Genomic DNA, 19,641 nt, shown 5'->3' with positions numbered 1-19,641 from the left:
CGGGTCAGGGCTTCACGGCCACCGCGCCGTACTGCGGAACCGCGACGGGCCACGGGTGCTCCGAGCGCCACTGGGAGCAGGAGACCAGCCCCGGCTCCAGCAGCTCCAGCCCCTCGAAGAACGCGGCGATGTCGGCGCGGCTGCGGGCGGTGATCGGCGGCGTGGCGTTCTCGTTCCAGAACTTCATCGCCGGGATCTGGCCCTCGCCGCCCAGCTCGGGCTCGAAGGTGGGGTGGGTCAGTACCAGGAAGCTGCCGGAGGGGACCGCCGCCATGACCCGGCGGACGATGTCCCGGGCCTCGCCGGTGTCGAGGACGAAGTTGAGGATGCCCAGCATCATCACCGCGACCGGCCGGGTCAGGTCCAGGGTGCGGGCGGCCTGCTCCAGGATGCCGTCCGGATGGTGCGCGTCGGCGTCGATGTAGTCGGTGGCGCCCTCCGGGGTGCCGGTCAGCAGGGTGCGGGCGTGCATCAGCACGATCGGGTCGTTGTCGACGTACACGATCCGCGACTCGGGCGCGATGCGCTGGGCGATCTCGTGGGTGTTCTCCGCCGTGGGCAGCCCGGTGCCGATGTCCAGGAACTGCCGCATCCCGCGCTCGGCGGCCAGGAACCGCACGGCCCGGCCGAGGAACTCCCGGTCCGCGCGGGCGATGTCCCGGATCACCGGGAACATCGAGGCCACGTGGTCGCCGACCCGCTGGTCGACCTCGTAGTTGTCCTTGCCGCCGATCCAGTAGTTCCAGACCCGGGCGTTGTGCGCCACACCGGTGTTCAGGCGTGCCGCTCCCTCCGGGGTGGGGCCCTCGCTCACGTCGATTCCTCTCCTCGCCGGTACCGCCCTCCCCGCCATTGTGCCGCGCTCATGATCAGCGCGTCCGGGAAACCGGAGGAGGGGATGCTCACCCGGACGGGTGAGTGCCCCCGGGTAGGGTTGACAGTCGTCCACGGAACGACAAAGGGCTGCCGTCGCAGGAAGCAGGACATGCCGTACTCCCACTCACCCCTCCCCACCGCCGCCGACACCCCGATCGCTCCCGCTCCCGCCGACATCCGGCTCGTCGTCACCGACATGGACGGCACGCTCCTCGACGACCACAAGCGGGCCCCGGACGGGCTGTGGGAGGTGCTGGCGCTGCTGCGCGAGCGCGGCGTGCTGTTCAGCCCGGCCAGCGGCCGCCAGTACGCCACCCTGGCGCGGGAGTTCGCCCGGGCCGCGCAGGGCATGGTGTTCATCGCGGAGAACGGCACCTACGTGGTGCGTGACGGGGTGGAGCTGAGCTCCGACCCGCTGGAGCCGGGCGTCGTCGCCGAGATCGTCGCGGCCGTACGGCGGCTGTCCGCCGACGGCGTCGACGTCGGGGCCGTCGTCTGCGGCAAGAAGTCCGCCTACGTCGAGCGGACCGACGCCGCCTTCCTCGCCGAGGTCCGCCGGTACTACGTGGAGAACCGGATCGTCGAGGACGTCACCGCCGTCGACGACGACATCCTCAAGGTGGCCCTCTACGACTTCGGGCCCGCCGAACGCACCACCGCCCCCGCGCTGGCCGCGTTCGCCGGGACCCATCAGGTCGTGGTCTCCGGCGAGCACTGGGTCGACGTCATGAACCGCACCGCCGACAAGGGCGCCGCCGTCCGCCGCCTCCAGCGGGAGCTGGGCATCACCCCCGCCCAGACCATGGTGTTCGGCGACTACCTCAACGACCTGGAGCTGATGGACACCGCCGAGTGGTCGTTCGCCATGGCCAACGCCCACCCCGAGGTGATCCGCCGGGCCCGCCATCTCGCGCCCTCCAACAACGACGACGGCGTCCTGCGCACCGTCCGGCGCGTGCTCGGCCTGCCGGACGCGGACCCGGCCGGCTGACGGTCGGCCGACCTCCCCCGCGCCCCCTGACGCCCCCTCCGTGCGCCGTGTCGCGCTCCGCCGTACGGGGCATGGTGAGGGGTGCCGACCGGCCACTTGGCCGGGACGTCACGTCGAAGAGGGGGAGCCATGCCGTCCTCGGTTCCGTCGGATCCATCGGTTCCAGCGGTCGCATCGCCCCGGGTCCGGCAGCAGCCGGTGCTGGGCCCGCCCGCGAGCGCCGCGGTCTTCCTGGTGGTCACCGTCGACCCCGGTGGGGAGACGGCGGCCCGCGAGGTGCTGGCCGCGCTCCCCGGCTGGGAGCGGGCACTCGCCTTCCCGCACCCGGACGGGGCCCTGTCCTGTGTGGCGGGCATCGGCGCCGGGGCCTGGGACCGGCTCTACGGCGCGCCGCGCCCCGCCGCCCTGCACCCGTTCCGCGAACTGGCCGGGCCCCGCCACCACGCCGTGTCCACCCCGGGAGACCTGCTCTTCCACATCCGGGCCGCGCGGCCCGACCTGTGCTTCGCGCTGACCGCCGAGATCATGAAGGGTCTGCGCGGCGCGGCCACCGTCCAGGACGAGGTGCAGGCCTTCGCCTACTACGACGCCCGCAATCTGCTCGGCTTCGTCGACGGCACCGAGAACCCGGTCGGCCCCGACGCCGCCGAGGCGGCGCTGATCGGCGACGAGGACCCGGAGTTCCGGGGCGGCTCGTACGCCATCGTGCAGAAGTACCTGCACGACGTGGAGGCGTGGGAGAGGCTCAGCACGGAGGAGCAGGAGCGGGTGATGGGCCGGGCCAAGGCGACCGGCCTGGAACTGGACGCGCCCGGCTCCCACAAGGAGGTCAACACCATGCTAGGCCCGGACGGCACCGAGCAGCGCATCCTGCGCGCCGCGATGCCGTTCGGCAGGCCGGGCCGAGGGGAGTTCGGCACCTACTTCATCGCCTACGCCCGCGACCCGCAGCTCACCGAGACCATGCTGCGCCGCATGTTCATCGGCACCCCCGCCGGCGGCCCCGACCCGCTGCTGGACTTCTCCCGCGCGGTCACCGGCACGCTGTTCTTCGTCCCCTCGGCCGACCTGCTCCAGGACCTCTCCGAGCACGGCAAGCCGCGGTGACTCAGTCGTCCTCGCCCTCCTCGCCGTCGTCCCCGGCGGGCGCCGGAGTGCCGGCCGCCGGGGGCGGGGTCGACGCGGCGGGCGACGGAGCGGAGGCCACGGGCGCCTGCGCGGTGGTGGCGGTCACCGGAGCCTCCGCGTTCGGGACGGGGGTGTCGGCGGCCGGGACCTCGCCGGGAGCGTCGGCGGCCGGGGCCTCGCCCAGGGAGTCCGCGGCCGGCGCCCCGTTCTGCGCGTCCGGGGCCGTCGCGATGGGGTCGGCGGTGGCGGAGGGGTCCGTGCGGGAGCTCTCCGAGCCGCTCTCGTCGGGCGCGAACCACATCATCCCGGCGAGCATCGCGGCCAGGAAGAGCCCCAGTCCGGCGACGCCGGCCGCCACCTTCCGCCCGTTCCCGGAGGCCGGGCGGCGCCGGGAGACCGGTCCGCCGGAGGACGGCAGCATGTAGGTGGTCGCCGGACCGGTCTCACCCAGCGGGCGCGGCTGCGGCTGCTGTCGTGACGCCGGCTCCGGGCGCGGGCCGTGCTGCCCGGCCGCGTGCGGCTCGGGCCGCGGTTCCTCGGCGGGGAGTCCCGGCGCCGGCGCGGACAGCGGCCCGGGGCGGCCCTGCCAGGCCCCCGAGGCGAACCACTCGGCGACCTGCGCGGCGGCGGGCCGGTGTTCGGGCTGCTTGGCCAGCAGCCCGAGCAGATAGCTCTCGAAGGCGGGCGGCAGCTGGGCGCCGCGCTGCCGGGGCGGGGTGGGGGCGGCGTCGAGGTGCTGATGGAGGATGGCGATGGCGCTGTCGGCCTGGAACGGCGGGGTGCCGGTGAGGAGTTGGTACAGCACGCAGCCCAGCGAGTAGACGTCGCTGGGCGGACCGGCGGGCTTGCCCAGCGCGCGTTCCGGCGCGATGTACAGGCTGGTCCCGACGATCTGCCCGGTCGCGGTGAGCGCGGCGGCCGGGTCGTCCATGAAGCGTGCAATGCCGAAGTCGCCGATCTTCAGGGTCCCGTCGGCGTCCAGCAGCAGGTTGGCGGGCTTGATGTCCCGGTGCACGATGCCCTGCTGGTGGGCGGCGGCGAGCCCGGCGGCGGCCTCCGCGGCGATCCGGGCCACCCGCTCGGCGGGCTGCGGGCCGGAGCGGGCGAGCAGCCCGGCCAGGCTGTCGCCGTCGACCAGCTCCATCACCAGGAACAGCTTGTTCTCGTAGGTGCCGAAGTCCAGGACACCGACCACATGGGGGTGGTGGAGCCGGCCGGCCGTCTGGGCCTCCAGCCGGAACCGGGAGGCGGCGGTGGTGTCGGAGTCCTGGGGCAGCAGCAGTTTGACGGCCACCGGCCTGCCGAGCGTGTCGTCGTACGCCCGCCAGACCTCTCCCATCGCGCCGCGCCCGATCGGGTCCTGCAGCCGGTACCGGCCCGCTATGAGCACCTGTGCTTCGTCCTCGTCCTGAGTGAGTCGACCGCCGCGGGCCAACTCACCGCGCGGGTGCGGGTGATGTGGGGGGAGCGCCGCGGCTGCCACAGCGTACCGGCAGCGCGGGGGCGTTGATCACCGTGGGCGTCAGGCTCCCGGCCGTCCGGCGTCGATCTCGGCGATCAGCGCCTCGATGCGCTCGCGGATCTCGTCGCGGATCGGCCGGACCGCCTCGACGCCCTTGCCCGCCGGGTCCTCCAGGGCCCAGTCGAGGTACTTCTTGCCGGGGAAAATCGGGCAGGCGTCGCCGCAGCCCATGGTGATGACGTAGTCCGACGCCTGGACGGCCTCGGTGGTGAGGACCTTCGGCTTCCGGTCGGCGATGTCGACGCCGACCTCCTTCATCGCCTCGACGGCGGCCGGGTTGACCTGGTCGGCGGGGAGCGATCCGGCGGAGCGGACCTCGATCCGGTCCCCGGCGAGGTGGTCGAGGAAACCGGCGGCCATCTGCGAGCGGCCGGCGTTGTGGACGCAGACGAACAGGACGGAGGCGAGCGGAGCGGAGGCCATGGGCATTTCCTTCGGTGACGGGTGATGTGACAGTATCAGCCCATGCTGACGTCAGTCGATGCTGATCTGATCCGGGTGCTGGCCGATCCGCTGCGCCTGCGGATCGTCACCCTGCTCGCCCGCGAGACCCTGTGCACCACCCACCTGGTGGAGGAGACCGGGGCCCGGCAGACCAACCTGTCCAACCACCTGAAGGTGCTGCGCGAGGCGGGCGTGGTGGAGACGGAGCCGTGCGGCCGGTTCACCTACTACCGGCTCAGGCCCGACGTCATCGCCTCCCTGGCCGGCGGCTTCGCCGAGCTGGCCGAGACCGCGCGGGCCACCGCCGAGAACAACGTCAAGCGGTCCTGCCCCTGACCAGTCCGTCCTCGTCCGCTCCCTGATCAGCGCACCCTCGTCCGCCCCGAAAGGGGTCCCTCCCGTACGGAGTCCCGTTGACCGCCACCGAAGAGACCGCCGCCGGTTCCGCCGTGCCCGCCGCCGGTACGCCGATATCCGCTCCCTCCCCGGCCCCCGCGCCCCGGCCGCCGCTGGCCGCCCGCGCCGCCGCCGAACTGGTCGGCACCGCCGCCCTGGTGGCCGTCGTCGTCGGCTCCGGGATCCAGGCCACCGACCTGACCCGGGACGTCGGCGTCCAGCTGCTGGCCAACTGCCTCGCCACGGTGTTCGGCCTCGGCGTGCTGATCACCCTGCTCGGCCCGGTCTCCGGCGCCCACTTCAACCCCGTCGTGACGCTGGCCGAGTGGTGGACCGCCCGACGGGACGGCACCGGCGTCACCCTCCGCGAGGCAGCGGCGTACGTCCCCGCGCAGACCGCCGGCGCGATCGCGGGCGCCGTGCTCGCGGACGCGATGTTCGGCGAGCCCCTGGTGCGCTGGTCCACGCACGACCGCTCGGCCGGGCCGCTGCTGCTCGGCGAGGTCGTCGCCACGGCCGGTCTGATCCTGCTGATCTTCGGTCTGGCACGCACCGACCGGCTGCGGTTCGCCCCGGTCGCGGTCGCCTCCTACATCGGCGCCGCCTACTGGTTCACCTCGTCCACCTCCTTCGCCAACCCCGCGGTCACGGTCGGCCGCGCCTTCAGCGACACCTTCGCGGGCATCGCGCCGGGCTCGGTCCCCGGGTTCGTCGGGGCGCAGCTGGCGGGCGCGGTGATCGGCCTGGGGCTGGTCGCGCTGCTCTTCGGGTGGACCTCCGTGCCGCAGCGGGCCGGCGGCGGCTCCTCCGCGTAGGCGACGGGCGGACGAGCGGGCAGGATGGTGCGCGAACCGCCGCAGCACCCGCCCGCCTGCCAGGGGAAGGAAGCAGCATGCGTGATTCGGTCGCCGTCGCCCGCCTCGCCCAGGAGCTGACCGCCGGGCTGAAGGCCGCCGAACTGGAGGACTTCTACCGGGACCTGCACCGCCACCCCGAGCTGTCCTTCCAGGAGCACCGCACTGCCGCCGTCCTCGCCGCCCGGCTGCGCGCGGCGGGTTGCGAGGTGACCGAAGGCGTCGGCAGGACCGGCGTGGTCGGCGTGCTGGCGAACGGGGACGGGCCGGTCGTGTGGCTGCGCGCGGACATGGACGCGCTGCCCGTGCGGGAGGCGACGGGCCTGCCGTACGCCTCCACCGTCGACGGTGTGATGCACGCCTGCGGCCACGATCTGCACGTCACCTGGCTCGCGGGCGCCGCCGAAGCGCTCGCCGCAGGCCGGGACGCCTGGTCCGGCACCCTCGTCGTGGTCGGGCAGCCCGCCGAGGAGTCCGGCGGGGGAGCGGCGGCGATGGTCGCGGACGGGGTGCACGAGCGCTTCCCGCGCCCCGACGTGCTCTTCGGCCAGCATGCCGCGCCCGGACTCGTCGGGTTCTACGCGCACACGCCGGGGCTGATCCTGTCGGCCTCCGACGACCTGGACGTCGTCGTGCACGGCCGCGGCGGCCACGGCTCACGTCCCGAGGCGGCCGTCGACCCGATCGTCACCGCCGCGCACGTCGTCACCCGGCTCCAGACCGTGGTCTCCCGGGAGGTCGCCGCGAAGGACTCGGTGGTGCTGACGGTGGGTCGGTTCCATGCGGGCGCACGGCACAACATCATCCCCGCCGAGGCCCGGCTGGGGCTGAACCTGCGCACCCAGGACGCCGGAGTGCGCGACCGGGTCCTCGCGGCGATCCGGCGCATCGTGGAGGGCGAGTGCGCCGCCGCCGGCTGCCCGGCCCCGCCCGACCTCGCCCTCGCCGGGGACGGCTTCCCGGTCACCGTCAACGACGCCGCCCTCGACGCCGAGATCGCCGCCGTCCACCGCGCGCTCCTCGGCGCGGACACCGTGCTGGACTTCGGCCGGGCCACCGGCAGCGAGGACTTCTCCCGCCTCGCCCCGGACGGGGTGCCGTACGACTACTGGTTCGTCACCACGACCCCGCCCGACGTGTGGGAGGCGGCGCCCGGCGAGGAGCTGGGGCAGAAGATCGCCGCCGTACCCGCGAACCACAGCCCGCTGTTCGCCCCCGATCCCGCCGCGCTCGTGCCGGGCGTACGGACCCTCGTCTCCGCGGCCCTCGCCCGGCTTGCCTGATTACCGAGCCCGGCTCTCCTGGTCACCTCGCCCGGCTTGCCTGATTACCGAGCCCGGCTCTCCTGGTCACCGCCGACGCCCGGTTGGCCGGAATCAGACCTTGCGCCCCACCGCGCCGTACAGCGACACCGGACCCGGGCCGAGGTCCGACTCGCCTTCCGCCAGATCCGGCCGCCAGTCGGCGACGGACACGATGCCCGGGTCCAGCAGTTCGAGGCCCTTGAAGAAACGGCCCACTTCGGCCTGCGAGCGGGCCACCAGGGTCATCCCGCCCGCGGTGTACGCCGCGATGCCGCGCCGCACGTTCTCCGGCTCGAAGTCGGCGGTCATCGCGGACAGCACCAGACAACTGCCCGGCGCGAGCGCGTCGACGAGGGTGTCCACCAGCTCGTACGCGCCGTCCTCGTCCGCGATGAAGTGCAGCAGCGCGATCAGGGAGAGCGCGACCGGCCGCTCGAAGTCGATGACCTGGGCGGCCTGTTCGAGAATGCGCTCCGGTTCCCGCGCGTCCGCCTGGACGTAGTCCGTGGCGCCCTCGCGGGTGCCGCGCAGCAGGGCCTCGGCGTGGGCGAGGACGATCGGGTCGTTGTCGACGTAGACGACCCGGGACTCCGGCGCGGCCGACTGGGCGATCTGATGGAGGTTGGGCTCGGTCGGTATGCCGGAGCCGATGTCGAGGAACTGGCGGATGCCCGGCTCCCGGACCAGCAGCCGGGTGGCCCGCTGCATGAACCAGCGGTTGGCGCGGGCGGCCCGCGGGGCGCCGTCGTCGATCGCCATGATCTGGCGGCCGAGTTCCTCGTCGACCGGGTAGTTGTCCTTGCCGCCGAGATACCAGTCGTAGACCCGGGCCGGATGAGGCCGGGTCGTGTCGATTCTCCGTACGGCCGGTCCGGTCCCGGTCACACGCTGCTCCTCAAGCTCGGCGGGCCCCGCGGACGCCCGGGGCTGCGAGCAGTCTGACACGATCACGCGGCGCGGCGGAGCGTGTCTTCGGCCACCTCCTTCTCCAGCGCCGCCCGCACCAACGCGGCGGCCAGCACGGCCGGTTCGGTGTCTCCGGCGGCCTTGACCAGCCGGTCCGGGTCCTTCGGCAGCCCGAGCCGCTGGGCGCCGGACAGCGCCTTGTCGTCGAGGTAGGGCGCCACTTCCGGCCAGACCCGCTGCACCTCGCGCAGGAAGATGTCCGCGCCGGCCGGGCCCAGGCCGGGCACCTCCTGGAGCAGCCGCCGCAGCTCCTTCGGATCGCCGTCGGCCTCCTTGCGCAGCCGGCGCAGATCCCCGCCCCAGCGCTCGGTCAGCAGCTCCGCGCCGTCGCCGAGCATGGTGGCCGTGCGCTCGTCGTAGCGCCGGTAGCCGCCCTCGCCCAGCGCGTCGACGCGCCGCTGCCAGTCGGCGTCGGCCATCCGGCGCGGGTCGCGCATCCCCGCCTCGTGCAGCTCGCGCGCCGCCGCGACGGCGACCGATGCCCGGATCCGCGCGCTGAGCAGTACCGACAGCACCAGCAGCCGGTACAGCGGCTGCGGGGTGTCCCGCAGCCGGATGCCCGCCTCCTCGGCGTATGTGCGCCCGTGCGCGCGCACCAGCTCGCGCACCACCCGCCGTTCGTCGCTCATGGCTTCAGCGGGTCATGGCCGATCGACATCAGCGCGTGGCGGCGACGCGTCTGCTCGGCATCGGGCTCGTTCGCGATGTCCGTCTGACCGGACACCATGTCCACGACCTTCGACATCACCCGGATGTCCTCGTCCGTGAGGTCCATGCGCCGCTTGCGCAGGATGGCGAGCACCTGCCGCCCGAGCGGCGGGCCCGCCTGGTCCGGCAGCGGCTCGGTGGCCTCGCCCGCGTCGCGGACCCGCAGCCAGGAGTCCAGCTCCTCGGAGGTCATGTTCACCACGCGGTGGAAGTTCTCCCACAGGGTGTCGAGTTCGGCGGAGTCCGTCATGGCCTGCCCCTTCTCGAAAAGTGGTGCCCGCGCGGTGGATCAGTCGTCGCGCGGGAAGTTCTCGGCGTCGAACATCCAGCGCTGCTTCTCCAGGTCGGCCGTGATGCCGATCAGCAGATCCTGGGTGACCGGATCCGGACGGTCGGTCGCCTCGATGCGTTCCCGCAGCCGTCCGATCGCCGCCTCCAGCGACTCCACCAGTACCTGGACCACCTCGGTGTCCCGCACCCAGCCCTCCTTCGGCCCGGGCAGCGTGAACCGCGCGGCGATGGTCTCCGGCCGCCCGTCCGGCGGTACGCCCAGTGCGGCGCACCGTTCCGCCACCGTGTCGGAGTGGGCACGGGCGATGGCGACCACCTCGTCCAGCTGGAGGTGGATCGAGCGGAAGCGGGGGCCGACGATGTTCCAGTGCGCCTGCTTCCCGATCAGTGACAGCCCGAGCAGATCCACCAGTGTCTCCTGGAGCGCGTCACAGGCGACCCGGCGGGCGTCGTCGGGCAGGGTGCTCTTCACGACGGTCATGGGGGCGCTTCTCCTTCTCACTCGTCCTCACTCGGGCTCGGTCGTCCGTGGGTGTCCTGGACGTACGGGGCGCGGGTGCCCCAGGCGTACCGGTACAAACCCGGCGTGTCTCAGGGGGTGAGAGGAGGTTCCGGTGGGTGAAGGGACCTGCCCGGTCAGTCCCCGAGCACCCGGTCCACGAACGCCGTCACCTCGGCGAAAGCCTCCGCGCGGTTCGTCTCGTGGAACACCTCGTGTCGCGCACCCCGGAAGATCCGCTCGGTCGGCGCCCCGCCGCTCAGCCGCTCCACGCCGGTGCGGCTGCCCGCGAGCGGCACCAGCCGGTCGTCGTCGCCGTGCAGCCACAGCAGCGGCAGCCGCCCCACGTCACCGCCCTTGGCGACGTCCTCCAGGGTCCGGACGAACGCCCGGAGCGTCGGCCGCTTCATCGGGCCGTGCCAGACCAGCGGATCCGCCGCGTACGCCGCCCCGACCGCCGGGTCGCGGGAGAGCGCGGCCGGGTTGATCGGGATGTCGGGGATCTCGCCGTGCGCCGCCTCGTGGGCGAGCAGCCGCCCCGGCGTCTCCCAGGCGCCGATCACCGGCCCGGACAGCACCAGCGCGGCGAGTTCACCGCCGTAGCGCTGGGCGTACCGGGCGGCGATCAGGCCGCCCATGGAGTGCCCGATCATCACCATCGGTACGTCCGGATGCGCGGACCGGGCCAGCGCCGCCACGGTGTGCACATCGCCGACCACGTCCTCGAAGTCCTCGATCACCACCCGCTCGCCCGCCGACCGGCCATGGCCCATGTGGTCGGGCCCGAACACGGCCGCGCCGTGCTCCGTCAGTACGCCGGCCACCTCGTCGTACCGGCCGATGTGCTCGCCGTAGCCGTGCACCACGAGAGCGGTGTACCGGGGCCGCGGGTGCGGCCACTCGCGGGCGGCGATCGTGCCCCGCGTTCCGGTGAGGGCGTGCTCGCGGGCGTCGGTCATGGCTCCTCCAGCCGCGTCGGGGAAGGATGCGAAGGGTTGGATCTTCCCAGGGAGCCGTCCGGAGGTCTATAGTCGAAAACTAGCAGTGCTAATTAATGCGGGCGCTCCACATCGCCCCCGGTACTGCCCTTGTCCGCTGAGCGATGACGGTCAGGAGTCCACTCGTGCGTCCCGTCCACTTCGCGGCCGCCCGCCGCACCCCCATCGGCAAGCTGCGCGGAGCCCTGTCCTCGGTACGGCCCGACGACCTCGCCGCCGCCGTGATCCGCGGCCTCGTCGCCGACGTGCCCGCGCTGGACCCGGCGCGCATCGACGACGTCTACTGGGGCGCCGCCAACCAGGCCGGCGAGGACAACCGCAACGTCGCCCGCATGGCCGCCCTGCTCGCCGGACTGCCCGACTCCGTGCCCGGCGCCACGGTCAACCGGCTGTGCGCCTCCGGCCTGGAGGCCGTCACCACCGCCGCCCGCACCATCGCCGCCGGAGAGGCGGACATCGTCCTCGCGGGCGGCTCCGAGTCCATGAGCCGCGCCCCCTTCGTGCTGCCCCGCCCCGACGAGGCGCTGCCCCACCGCATCGAGACGGCCGACACCCGGCTCGGCTGGCGCCTGGTCAACCCGGCGATGCGGGAGCTGCACGGCCTGCTCTCCATGGGCGAGACCGCCGAGGAGGTCGCGGCGCGGTACGGCATCACCCGCGAACGCCAGGACGAGTTCGCCCTGCGCAGTCACCAGCGGGCCGCCCTCGCCCGCAAGAACGGCCAGTTCGACGACGAACTCCTGCCCGTCACCCGCCCCGACGGGGTCGTCGTCGACAGCGACGAGTGCGTCCGCGAGGACACCTCCTACGAGAAGCTGTCCCGCCTCAAGCCGGTCTTCCGTGACGGCGGCACCGTCACCGCCGGAAACGCCTCGCCGATGAACGACGGCGCCGCGGGCCTCCTCCTGGTCAGCGAGGAAGCTCTGAACGAGCTGGGCCTCGAATCCCTGGGCCGCTATGTCGCCGGCGGCTCGGCCGGTGTCCACCCCGACGTCATGGGCATCGGCCCGGTCCCCGCCACCCGCAAGGTCCTCGCCCGGGCGGGCTGGAGCATCGGCGACGTCCAGGAGGCCGAGTTCAACGAGGCGTTCGCCGCGCAGGCCCTCGCCTGCGTCGACCAGCTCGGCATCGACCCCGACCTGGTCAACCCCACCGGCGGCGCGATCGCCCTCGGTCACCCGCTCGGCTGCTCCGGCGCCCGCATCCTGACCACCCTGCTGCACCGGATGCGCCGCACGGGGGCGGAGCGGGGCCTGGCGACGATGTGCGTGGGGGTCGGGCAGGGGAGCGCGGTGCTGGTCGAGAGGCACTGATCGCACCCCCACGGGGCGCCGATTCGCACCCCGGCGGGGCGCCGATTCGCACCCCGGCGGGGTGCCGACTCGCATCCCCGAGGGGCGCCGACTCGCTTCGCAACGGGCCCCGAGCCGGGCATTCGGAACCAGAGCCGCAACGAAACGGAGCAACCCTCTCCATGGCAACCCTGTCCGTCGCGAGCATCCTTGCCGAGAACGCGCGCCGCCGGCCCGCCAGGACCGCCCTCGTCGAAGGCGATCTGCGCCTCACCTTCGCCGAGGTCTGGCAGCGGGCCCTCGCCCGGGCCGGTGCCCTCGCCGGGCTCGGCATACGCCCCGGGGACCGGGTCGCCCTGATGGCGCCCAACGTGGCCGAGTTCCCGACGGCGTACTACGCGATCGCGGCGGCCGGCGGCGTGGTCGTCCCCGTCCATCTGCTGCTCTCGGCGCCGGAGGTCGAGCATGTGCTGAGGGACAGCGGCGCGACCCTGCTGCTGTGCCACCCGGCGCAGGCCGAGACGGGCACCGCCGCGGCACGGGCCGCCGGGGTACGGGTCGTGGTGCTGGGCGCCGAGTTCGACAAACTCGCCGCGGACGCCGAGCCGTTGCCGTCGTACGTCACCCGCGACGCCGACGACCCGGCCGTCGTCTTCTACACCAGCGGCACCACCGGCGTCCCCAAGGGCGCCGTCCTCACTCACCTCAACCTGGTGATGAACGCTACGGTCAACGCCTTTGACGCCAACGACATCCGCCCCGACGACATCGCCCTCGGCGCGCTGCCGCTGTTCCACGCCTTCGGCCAGACGGTGTCTCTGAACTCCACCTGGCGGGCCGGCGCGACGCTCGTCCTGATGCCCCGCTTCGACGCGGCGCGCGCGATCGAGCTGATGGTACGGGAGAGGGTGAACACCTTCCACGGCGTGCCCACCATGTACGTCGCCCTGGTCGCCGCGGCGGCCGAGGCGGCGGCCCTGCCCGCGCTGCGGGTGTGTATCTCCGGCGGGGCATCGCTGCCGGTAGCGGTCCTCGAACGGTTCGAGGAGACCTTCGGGGGACCGGTCTACGAGGGTTACGGGCTGTCGGAGACCTCGCCGACGGCGACCGTGAACCAGCCGGTGTTCGGCACCAAGGCCGGGACCATCGGGCATCCCCTGTGGGGCGTGGACGTGGAGATCGCCCGCGCCGACGTCGAGGACCGGATCGATCTGCTGCCGGCGGACGAGCTGGGCGAGGTCGTCATCCGTGGCCACAACGTCTTCTCCGGCTACCTCGGCCGACCGGAGGCCACCGCCGAGGCGCTGGTCGACGGCTGGTTCCGCACCGGCGACCTCGGCACCAAGGACGCGGACGGGTTCCTGCGGATCGTCGACCGGAAGAAGGACGTCATCATCCGCGGCGGCTACAACGTCTACCCGCGCGAGGTCGAGGAGGTCCTGATGCGCCACCCGGGCATCGCCCAGGTCGCGGTCATCGGCCTGCCGGACGAGCTGCACGGGGAGGAGATCTGCGCCGTGGTCGTCCCGGCGCAGGGCACCGCACCGGCCGCGGACGCCCTCACCGACTGGGCCAAGGAGCGCCTGGGCCGCCACAAGTACCCGCGGCGCGTGGAGTTCACGGACACGCTGCCGCTGGGGCCGAGCATGAAGGTGCTGAAGCGGGAGCTGCGCGCGCGGTACGCCTGACCGCGGCGCGGGGCGCCCGGTGTCACCAGGCGAGACAGCGCTTACCGCGGCCGGTTGCGTGCGCTTAGCATCGGTGCCCGCATGGACACGATGACGCTCTGGCACATCACCGGCTGGGAGTTCGCCGCCCTCGCCCTCGCGGCGCTGCTCGTCGGCTTCTCCAAGACAGCGGTGAGCGGTGCCAACACGATCAGCCTCGCCGTCTTCGCGGCGGTGCTGCCCGCCCGCGCCTCCACCGGGGTGCTGCTCCCACTGCTCATCGCCGGGGACGTCCTCGCCGTCCTCATCTACCGGCGGCACGCCCACTGGCCCACGCTGTGGCGGCTGTTCCCGGCGGTCGCGGCCGGAGTCGTCGTCGGCACGGTGTTCCTCATGTGGGCCGACGACGAGATCGTCCGCACCTCGATCGGCGCGATCCTGCTGCTGATGGCCGCGCTGACAGTATGGCGACGGCGTACGGCGGAGAGGGCGGCGGAGCCGGACTCGGTCAGCACCCGGGCGGGCCGGATCAAGGCCCGCTCGTACGGCGTGCTCGGCGGCTTCACGACCATGGTCGCGAACGCCGGTGGACCGGTGATGGCGATGTACCTGCTGTCGGCGGGCTTCCGGAAGCTGGGCTTCCTGGGCACGTCGGCCTTCTTCTTCCTGATCGTGAACGTCTCCAAGGTGCCCTTCAGCGCGGGCCTCGGCCTGATCGACGGACCCTCGCTGCTCCTCGACGCGGCGCTCGTGCTGTTCGTCGTACCCGGGGCGGTGCTCGGCACATGGGCCGTGAGCCGGATCAACCAGCGGCTCTTCGAGCAACTCGTGATCGCCGCGACGGTGCTCGGTGCCCTGCAACTCCTGCTGCGCTAGCGCGCCTTGCCGCCGTCGCGCAGCCCGAGCAGAGCGGGAAGATCCGCGAACGAGTCGACGACATGGTCGGGCTCGCCGCTCGCCGCCCGATGCGTCTCCGGCAGGTACTTCCCGGTCCGCACCAGCACCCCTGTGAGACCGGCGCGCTGGGCCGCGAGCACATCGGACTCGATGTCGTCCCCCACCATCACCGCCTCGCCCGCCCCGGCCCCGAGCCGCCCCAGCGCCGCCTCGAAGAACGCCGCCGACGGCTTCCCGGTCACCTCCGCCTCGGTACGCGCGGCCTGCTCGAGCCCGGCCAGGAACGCCCCCGCGTCCAGCCGCAGTCCCTGATCGGTACGCCAGTACAGATTGCGGTGCATGGCCACAAGCCGGGCCCCGCGCTGGAGATACCCGAAGGCCCGGTCGAGGGACGCGTACCCGAACTCGGGCCCGGCACCGCCGACGAGCACGACATCCACGCCCTCCGCGGTGTCCTCGCCGACCAGGGGCACCCCCTCCAGATCCGCCGCGATGTCCCCGCTGTTCAGCAGGAAGCAGCGCGCGCCCGGATACCGCTCGGCGAGATACGCGGCGGTGACGGCCGGAGCGGTGAGGATGTCCTCGGCGGTCACCGGAAACCCGGCGTCCGCGAGCGTCCCGGCGATCGACGCGCGGGTACGGGACGTCGTGTTGGTCACCAGCGCGAACGGCAGCCCTGCCTCCCGGACCTCCCGCAGCGCCTCGACCGCACCCGGCAGCGGCTGCCAGGAGACGGTCAGGACGCCGTCGATGTCGATGAGGGCGGCACGCACCGAGTCCATGACAGGACGATAACCACGCCGCGGCCGCTCCGGGGAGCCGTCACGACTCCCACTGGGCGAGGAGGTGCAGCGCGGCGGCCGTCCGGGTGAACCCCTGCTCGCCGAGCAGCGCGCGCAGCTCCCCGTTGAAACGGTCGATCTCCGGCCGCGCGGCGCGCAACGCGGCGACACCGTCCTCGGTCAGCTCCAGCACCACGGCCCGGTGCTCCCGCGGATGCGCCCGCTTCACGAGCAGCCCCGCCCTGACCAGCCGGGCGACCAGCCCCGTCACCGCAGACTCCCGCAGCCCGAGGACCCCCGCGAGCCGCTGCTGGGTGAGCCCCGGCTCGTCCTGTACGGCGAACAGCGCGCCGAGCTGCGCCGTGGTGACCCCGGCGGCGGCCACACAGCGCCGGTCGGCGTCCGTCCGCAGCCGGTGCGCGGCACGTTGCAGCAGAAAGAACAGACGCGGATCGGACGGATCGGCGGGGGGTTCGGCGGGCCGGCTCATGGAAGGGATCTTGACAGAAGACACGGCCGCGCGGGAGCCTCACTTCACTAGTGAAGTGAGCCTGACGGTGAGGTGGGAAGTGAACGGCACCCCGGATCTCGCGGCCGCCCAACAGGTGCTCGCCGACCAGCCCTTCAGCAAGCTCCTCGGCGCCCGCCTGGTGGCCTTCGGCGACGGCGCGGCCACCCTCGAGCTGGACGTCCGCGAGGACCTGCGGCAGCAGTACGGCTTCCTGCACGGCGGCGTCCTCGGCTACGCCGCCGACAACGCCCTCACCTTCGCCGCAGGCACCGTCGCCGGCCCCCGCCTCATCACCTCCGGCTACACCATCGACTACCTGCGCCCCGCCGTCGGCACCCTGCTGCGCGCCGAGGCCCGGGTGATCCGCGCCGGCCGCACCCGCGTCGTCTGCCGCTGCGACCTGACCACCGTCGACGACACCGGCACCGAGACCCTGTGCGCGGTCGCCCAGGGCACCATCGCCGTGCCGAACGGCACCTGACGGCGACTCAGGCGAACCGTCTAAGTTGTGAGCGCCGTAAGCCTCGATGAAGCCCTGAATCGCCTCCAGGTCGCCGGAGAAGGTGGCGGACCGCCACTTCGCCCTTCTCCGCTCCATGCCGGGCGCACGCCACTCCACCCTGCTGCCGGGGCTCCAATGCCGTCAGTCGGCGGCGGGGTCAGGCTCGTACTCGCTGATCACGTACTCCGCCTCGTCGTCCAGGGCGTTGGCGTCCCAGTCCAGTGAGATGCGTACGGGGTGGCCGTCGGTGGCGTAGTCCGCCTCCGCCGTGTCCGCGTCGTCCTGTCGGGCCTTGTCGAGTTCGCGCAGCAGGTCGCCCAGGGTGGGTATCTGGTCGGGGAGTCGGTCGACCACGCGTCGGGCGCTGTCGTCGAGGCCGACGGCGTCGGTCACCTTGCCGTCGCGGACGGTCACTCGGAAGGTACCGATGAGGGCCCGCTCTCCTTCGCCGGACGTCAGGGTGTAGGTGTAGGCGGCGGGTTCCGTCCAGGCGGGGGGTTTCGGCTTGGCGGCCGCGGTGGCGGCGGGGGTGTCGTCGCCGCAGGCGGTGGCCAGGGTGAGCAGGCCGCCGGCCAGGAGGAGCGCGGCGGTGCGGCGGAGGAGGGCCGGCGTGGGCATGGTGGTTCCTTTCGACGGACGGGCCGTGTGCTCGTGGCCACGGCGGGCGTGACGGCGGCACCACTGTGACGCCGCCGGGCCGTCAGACGTTCGATACGCTCGGCGCCATGTCCCGCCACGTCCTGGTCCTCGGCGGCACCACCGAGGCCCGTCGCCTCGCCGCCGAGCTGGCGGCGCGCCACGGGACACGGGTGACCACCTCGCTGGCGGGGCGGGTGACCCGGCCGGGAGCGATCGCCGGGGACGTGCGGGTCGGGGGCTTCGGCGGCGCCGAGGGGCTGGCCGACTGGCTGCGCGCCCACGACGTGGCCGCCGTCGTCGACGCCACCCACCCGTTCGCCGAGACGATCACGGCCAACGCGGCGCGGGCCGCGGCCGCGACCGGGCTGCCGCTGGCGGTGCTGCGCCGGCCGGGCTGGCGCCCCGGCCCCCTCGACCGCTGGCATCTGGTCGGCTCACTGACCGCGGCCGCGGACCTGTTGCCGAACCTGGGCCGCCGGGTCTTCCTCACCACCGGCCGTATGGACCTCGCGGCCTTCGCGCACCTGGACCGGCTGCACTTCGTCGTACGGTCCGTGGAGCCCGCCGAGCCGCCGATGCCGTCCGACATGACCCAGCTGCTGGCGCGCGGGCCGTTCACCGTGGCCGACGAGCTGGCACTGCTGCGCGAGCACCGGGTCGACGTACTCGTGACGAAGGACAGCGGGGGAGAGGCAACCGCCGCCAAGCTCACGGCGGCGCGTGAACTGGGGCTGCCCGTCCTGGTCGTACGGCGGCCGCCGTTGCCCGAGGGTGTGACCGTGGTCCCCGGCGTACCGGAAGCGCTCGCCTGGCTGGGGCTCAGTCCAGGTGACGGTACGCGGGGTTAGGTATCTCCTCGATCTCCCTCAGGGGCGCCTCCTGCGCCCGACTCTCGTCGCAGCGCTCGCAGACCACCAGGGACGCGCCGGGTCCCCACTCGGCGGAGGCGAGCCGCATGGTGCCGCCGCAGTGGGCACAGGGCGCGTACGGGCCGGGGGCCGGGTCGTAGCGGGGGATGCGCAGCAGGCGCGGCTCGGTGAACACGGCGGGCAGCACCTCGTCGCGCAGGGCGTCCGTCGGGAGGCGCAGGCCGAAGTACTCCGCCAGGATCCGGAAGAGCCGCGGCTCCCGGTCGACGTACTCCTCCTCATCGGCCGCCCAGTCGGAATCCCCCTCCTCCGGCACCGCCACACGCGCCTCGACCAGCCGCGCGTCGAGCCGTTCCGTATGACCGGGCACGTAGGTGTAGGTGACGCCCTCGTGGTACTGCCACACCGTGGTGCCGTCGACCGCGTAGACGATCTGGGGCGGGTCCATCGTGGTGTCGAGGATCGTCATGGAGCGGGTGCCCACCGGCATCCGGGGAGCCTCCTCCCCGAGGCGGTCGGGGCGGACCGGCGCCGTCGGCGGCTCCAGGGCGAACGCCCAGCCGCCGCACTCGCCGAACGTGGCGAGGTCCGGCGGGGTGTCCTGCCAGGGCACCTTCTCGTGCAGCAGCCGGCGCATCTCCGCCGTGCTGCGCGGCGCGTCGGCCTCCTCGGGCCGGGCGCCCAGACGGACGACCAGGTCCCGCGCCGACATGCCCTGCGCGAACGTCAGGTGATACCCCTCCACCGCGCCGTACTTCTCGATCCACTCCAGGCCGTCGCCCATCGCCGGACCCCCCTCGCGCACCGCTCCTCGAGCCGTTGGATCAAGTGAAGCACCCCCCACTGACAACGCCCCTCCCGTTCACCGCGCCCCGGTCAGCGCCGGCCCCTCGCTCCGGTTCAGGGGTTCGACGGCCACGGGAGCGGAGTCCGCGTTGACGTCCAGGTCGCAGGTGCCGGACGCCGACACGCCGTCCGTGCCCGTCATCCGTACCGTGGCCCGGCCGTCGCGGTCCTGGCTGTAGGCGGCCGTGCAGATCAACTGGCGCAGAGCGGTTTCGTCAAGTCCGTCCAGGGCCACGGGAAGTCCCATCAGGACCTCCCCGTTCCGGGAGGCCTTGACCCCGACGGTGCCGGCGGACACCCGGGGGAGCGAGGTGCTCAGCCCGGCGGCCTTGTCGGTCTTCCCCGGTCCGATGAGCAGCTCGGCGATCACGTGCTCCGTCGGGGCCGGCCGAGCCGGGCCCTCGGCCTCCTGGTAACCGGCCCCGAACGAGCCCGACGGCTCGAAGGTCCGGATCACGGGACTCAGGTCTCCGTCGGGCGAGCGGAAGAACAGCAGCGCGTCGTAGCCGGGATTGACGAAGGCCTGGACGGTGGCGGGGCCGCCCGCCTCGATCACGTCGGTCTCCTGGATGCCGCAGCCGCCGAGCAGCAGGGTCGCCGCCGGCAGCGCGGCGGCGACCGCCGGGAGGCGCCTCCGCCCCGGTCTCATCCGCCGCCCC

Annotated in this window: 23 protein-coding genes; 10 read left to right on the top strand and 13 right to left on the bottom strand. The window is 73.4% G+C overall.

The genetic code is table 11. From position 1 onward, the window contains the following. Nucleotides 1-4: 4 nt before the first annotated feature. The gene (locus tag ACZ42A_RS04575) at nucleotides 5-814 is read right to left on the bottom strand and encodes an SAM-dependent methyltransferase (protein ID WP_468525645.1); all 810 of its coding nucleotides are present in this window, start codon (nucleotides 812-814) and stop codon (nucleotides 5-7) included. A gap of 171 nt (nucleotides 815-985) precedes the next feature. Between ACZ42A_RS04575 and ACZ42A_RS04570 the strand changes: the two genes are divergently transcribed. Beyond that, complete coding sequence (locus ACZ42A_RS04570; RefSeq protein WP_468525644.1) at nucleotides 986-1,867, top strand: Cof-type HAD-IIB family hydrolase; 882 nt, start codon at nucleotides 986-988, stop codon at nucleotides 1,865-1,867. Between the two features lie 129 nt (nucleotides 1,868-1,996). Next, on the top strand, nucleotides 1,997-2,974 hold the full coding sequence (locus ACZ42A_RS04565) for a Dyp-type peroxidase (protein ID WP_468525643.1): 978 nt from the start codon (nucleotides 1,997-1,999) through the stop codon (nucleotides 2,972-2,974). A 1-nt stretch (nucleotide 2,975) separates the two neighbouring features. Here the strand turns inward: ACZ42A_RS04565 and ACZ42A_RS04560 are convergent, their stop codons facing one another. After that, complete coding sequence (locus tag ACZ42A_RS04560; RefSeq protein ID WP_468525642.1) at nucleotides 2,976-4,385, bottom strand: serine/threonine-protein kinase; 1,410 nt, start codon at nucleotides 4,383-4,385, stop codon at nucleotides 2,976-2,978. Nucleotides 4,386-4,517: 132 nt separating this feature from the next. Continuing rightward, nucleotides 4,518-4,940 carry an arsenate reductase ArsC gene (locus ACZ42A_RS04555; RefSeq protein ID WP_468525641.1) on the bottom strand — a complete coding sequence of 141 codons (423 nt, stop codon included), beginning with the start codon at nucleotides 4,938-4,940 and terminating at the stop codon, nucleotides 4,518-4,520. Nucleotides 4,941-4,982: 42 nt separating this feature from the next. On the opposite strand from ACZ42A_RS04555, the gene ACZ42A_RS04550 reads away from it, so the two are divergent. The 3 genes from ACZ42A_RS04550 to ACZ42A_RS04540 all read left to right on the top strand — a co-directional run bounded on the left by ACZ42A_RS04550 (nucleotide 4,983) and on the right by ACZ42A_RS04540 (nucleotide 7,494). Beyond that, on the top strand, nucleotides 4,983-5,297 hold the full coding sequence (locus tag ACZ42A_RS04550) for an ArsR/SmtB family transcription factor (protein ID WP_468525640.1): 315 nt from the start codon (nucleotides 4,983-4,985) through the stop codon (nucleotides 5,295-5,297). Nucleotides 5,298-5,374: 77 nt separating this feature from the next. Beyond that, complete coding sequence (locus tag ACZ42A_RS04545; protein ID WP_468525639.1) at nucleotides 5,375-6,172, top strand: aquaporin; 798 nt, start codon at nucleotides 5,375-5,377, stop codon at nucleotides 6,170-6,172. 77 nt (nucleotides 6,173-6,249) lie between these two features. After that, nucleotides 6,250-7,494 (top strand): amidohydrolase, encoded by a 1,245-nt coding sequence (locus tag ACZ42A_RS04540; RefSeq protein WP_468525638.1) that lies wholly within the window; start codon nucleotides 6,250-6,252, stop codon nucleotides 7,492-7,494. Between the two features lie 93 nt (nucleotides 7,495-7,587). Here the strand turns inward: ACZ42A_RS04540 and ACZ42A_RS04535 are convergent, their stop codons facing one another. From ACZ42A_RS04535 to ACZ42A_RS04515, 5 genes are all read right to left on the bottom strand, one after another. Then, on the bottom strand, nucleotides 7,588-8,400 hold the full coding sequence (locus ACZ42A_RS04535) for an SAM-dependent methyltransferase (protein WP_468525637.1): 813 nt from the start codon (nucleotides 8,398-8,400) through the stop codon (nucleotides 7,588-7,590). Nucleotides 8,401-8,462: 62 nt separating this feature from the next. Next, on the bottom strand, nucleotides 8,463-9,110 hold the full coding sequence (locus ACZ42A_RS04530; RefSeq protein WP_468525636.1) for an endonuclease: 648 nt from the start codon (nucleotides 9,108-9,110) through the stop codon (nucleotides 8,463-8,465). Beyond that, complete coding sequence (locus ACZ42A_RS04525) at nucleotides 9,107-9,439, bottom strand: DUF3140 domain-containing protein (RefSeq protein ID WP_468525635.1); 333 nt, start codon at nucleotides 9,437-9,439, stop codon at nucleotides 9,107-9,109. Before ACZ42A_RS04525 ends, ACZ42A_RS04530 begins: the two co-directional genes overlap by 4 nt. 39 nt (nucleotides 9,440-9,478) lie before the next feature. Beyond that, nucleotides 9,479-9,961, bottom strand: coding sequence for a Dps family protein (locus tag ACZ42A_RS04520; protein WP_468525634.1), 483 nt, complete (start codon nucleotides 9,959-9,961; stop codon nucleotides 9,479-9,481). 155 nt (nucleotides 9,962-10,116) lie between these two features. Continuing rightward, entirely contained in the window at nucleotides 10,117-10,938 is an 822-nt protein-coding gene (locus ACZ42A_RS04515; RefSeq protein ID WP_468525633.1) for an alpha/beta hydrolase, read from the bottom strand. Between the two features lie 164 nt (nucleotides 10,939-11,102). Here ACZ42A_RS04515 and ACZ42A_RS04510 point away from each other — a divergent pair, with 164 nt between their 5' ends. From ACZ42A_RS04510 to ACZ42A_RS04500, 3 genes are all read left to right on the top strand, one after another. Further along, entirely contained in the window at nucleotides 11,103-12,290 is a 1,188-nt protein-coding gene (locus tag ACZ42A_RS04510; protein WP_468525632.1) for a thiolase family protein, read from the top strand. A 161-nt stretch (nucleotides 12,291-12,451) separates the two neighbouring features. Beyond that, a complete protein-coding gene (locus ACZ42A_RS04505; protein ID WP_468525631.1) occupies nucleotides 12,452-13,957 on the top strand; it encodes a long-chain-fatty-acid--CoA ligase in 1,506 nt (501 codons plus the stop codon). 81 nt (nucleotides 13,958-14,038) lie between these two features. Next, nucleotides 14,039-14,812 (top strand): sulfite exporter TauE/SafE family protein, encoded by a 774-nt coding sequence (locus tag ACZ42A_RS04500; protein ID WP_468525630.1) that lies wholly within the window; start codon nucleotides 14,039-14,041, stop codon nucleotides 14,810-14,812. On the opposite strand, the gene ACZ42A_RS04495 is transcribed toward ACZ42A_RS04500, so the two are convergent. After that, nucleotides 14,809-15,615, bottom strand: coding sequence for an HAD-IIA family hydrolase (locus ACZ42A_RS04495; protein WP_468525629.1), 807 nt, complete (start codon nucleotides 15,613-15,615; stop codon nucleotides 14,809-14,811). The genes ACZ42A_RS04500 and ACZ42A_RS04495 overlap by 4 nt on opposite strands. A 40-nt stretch (nucleotides 15,616-15,655) precedes the next feature. Further along, complete coding sequence (locus tag ACZ42A_RS04490; RefSeq protein ID WP_468525628.1) at nucleotides 15,656-16,105, bottom strand: MarR family winged helix-turn-helix transcriptional regulator; 450 nt, start codon at nucleotides 16,103-16,105, stop codon at nucleotides 15,656-15,658. A 79-nt stretch (nucleotides 16,106-16,184) separates the two neighbouring features. Here ACZ42A_RS04490 and ACZ42A_RS04485 point away from each other — a divergent pair, with 79 nt between their 5' ends. After that, a complete protein-coding gene (locus ACZ42A_RS04485; RefSeq protein WP_468526135.1) occupies nucleotides 16,185-16,607 on the top strand; it encodes a PaaI family thioesterase in 423 nt (140 codons plus the stop codon). 162 nt (nucleotides 16,608-16,769) lie between these two features. Here ACZ42A_RS04485 and ACZ42A_RS04480 read toward each other — a convergent pair whose 3' ends face one another. After that, the gene (locus ACZ42A_RS04480) at nucleotides 16,770-17,246 is read right to left on the bottom strand and encodes a DUF6174 domain-containing protein (protein WP_468525627.1); all 477 of its coding nucleotides are present in this window, start codon (nucleotides 17,244-17,246) and stop codon (nucleotides 16,770-16,772) included. A gap of 107 nt (nucleotides 17,247-17,353) precedes the next feature. Between ACZ42A_RS04480 and ACZ42A_RS04475 the strand changes: the two genes are divergently transcribed. Beyond that, a complete protein-coding gene (locus tag ACZ42A_RS04475; protein ID WP_468525626.1) occupies nucleotides 17,354-18,115 on the top strand; it encodes a cobalt-precorrin-6A reductase in 762 nt (253 codons plus the stop codon). Here ACZ42A_RS04475 and ACZ42A_RS04470 read toward each other — a convergent pair. Both ACZ42A_RS04470 and ACZ42A_RS04465 read right to left on the bottom strand, forming a co-directional pair. Further along, nucleotides 18,087-18,941: a hypothetical protein gene (locus tag ACZ42A_RS04470; protein ID WP_468525625.1), complete on the bottom strand. Its 855-nt coding sequence runs from the start codon at nucleotides 18,939-18,941 to the stop codon at nucleotides 18,087-18,089. The genes ACZ42A_RS04475 and ACZ42A_RS04470 overlap by 29 nt on opposite strands. Nucleotides 18,942-18,998: 57 nt before the next feature. Beyond that, nucleotides 18,999-19,631, bottom strand: a complete 633-nt coding sequence (locus ACZ42A_RS04465; RefSeq protein WP_468525624.1) for a hypothetical protein — start codon at nucleotides 19,629-19,631, stop codon at nucleotides 18,999-19,001. Nucleotides 19,632-19,641: the final 10 nt, after the last annotated feature.

The organism is Streptomyces sp. NPDC030838 (assembly GCF_055572035.1).
This window is presented reverse-complemented; position numbering and strand designations above follow the sequence as displayed.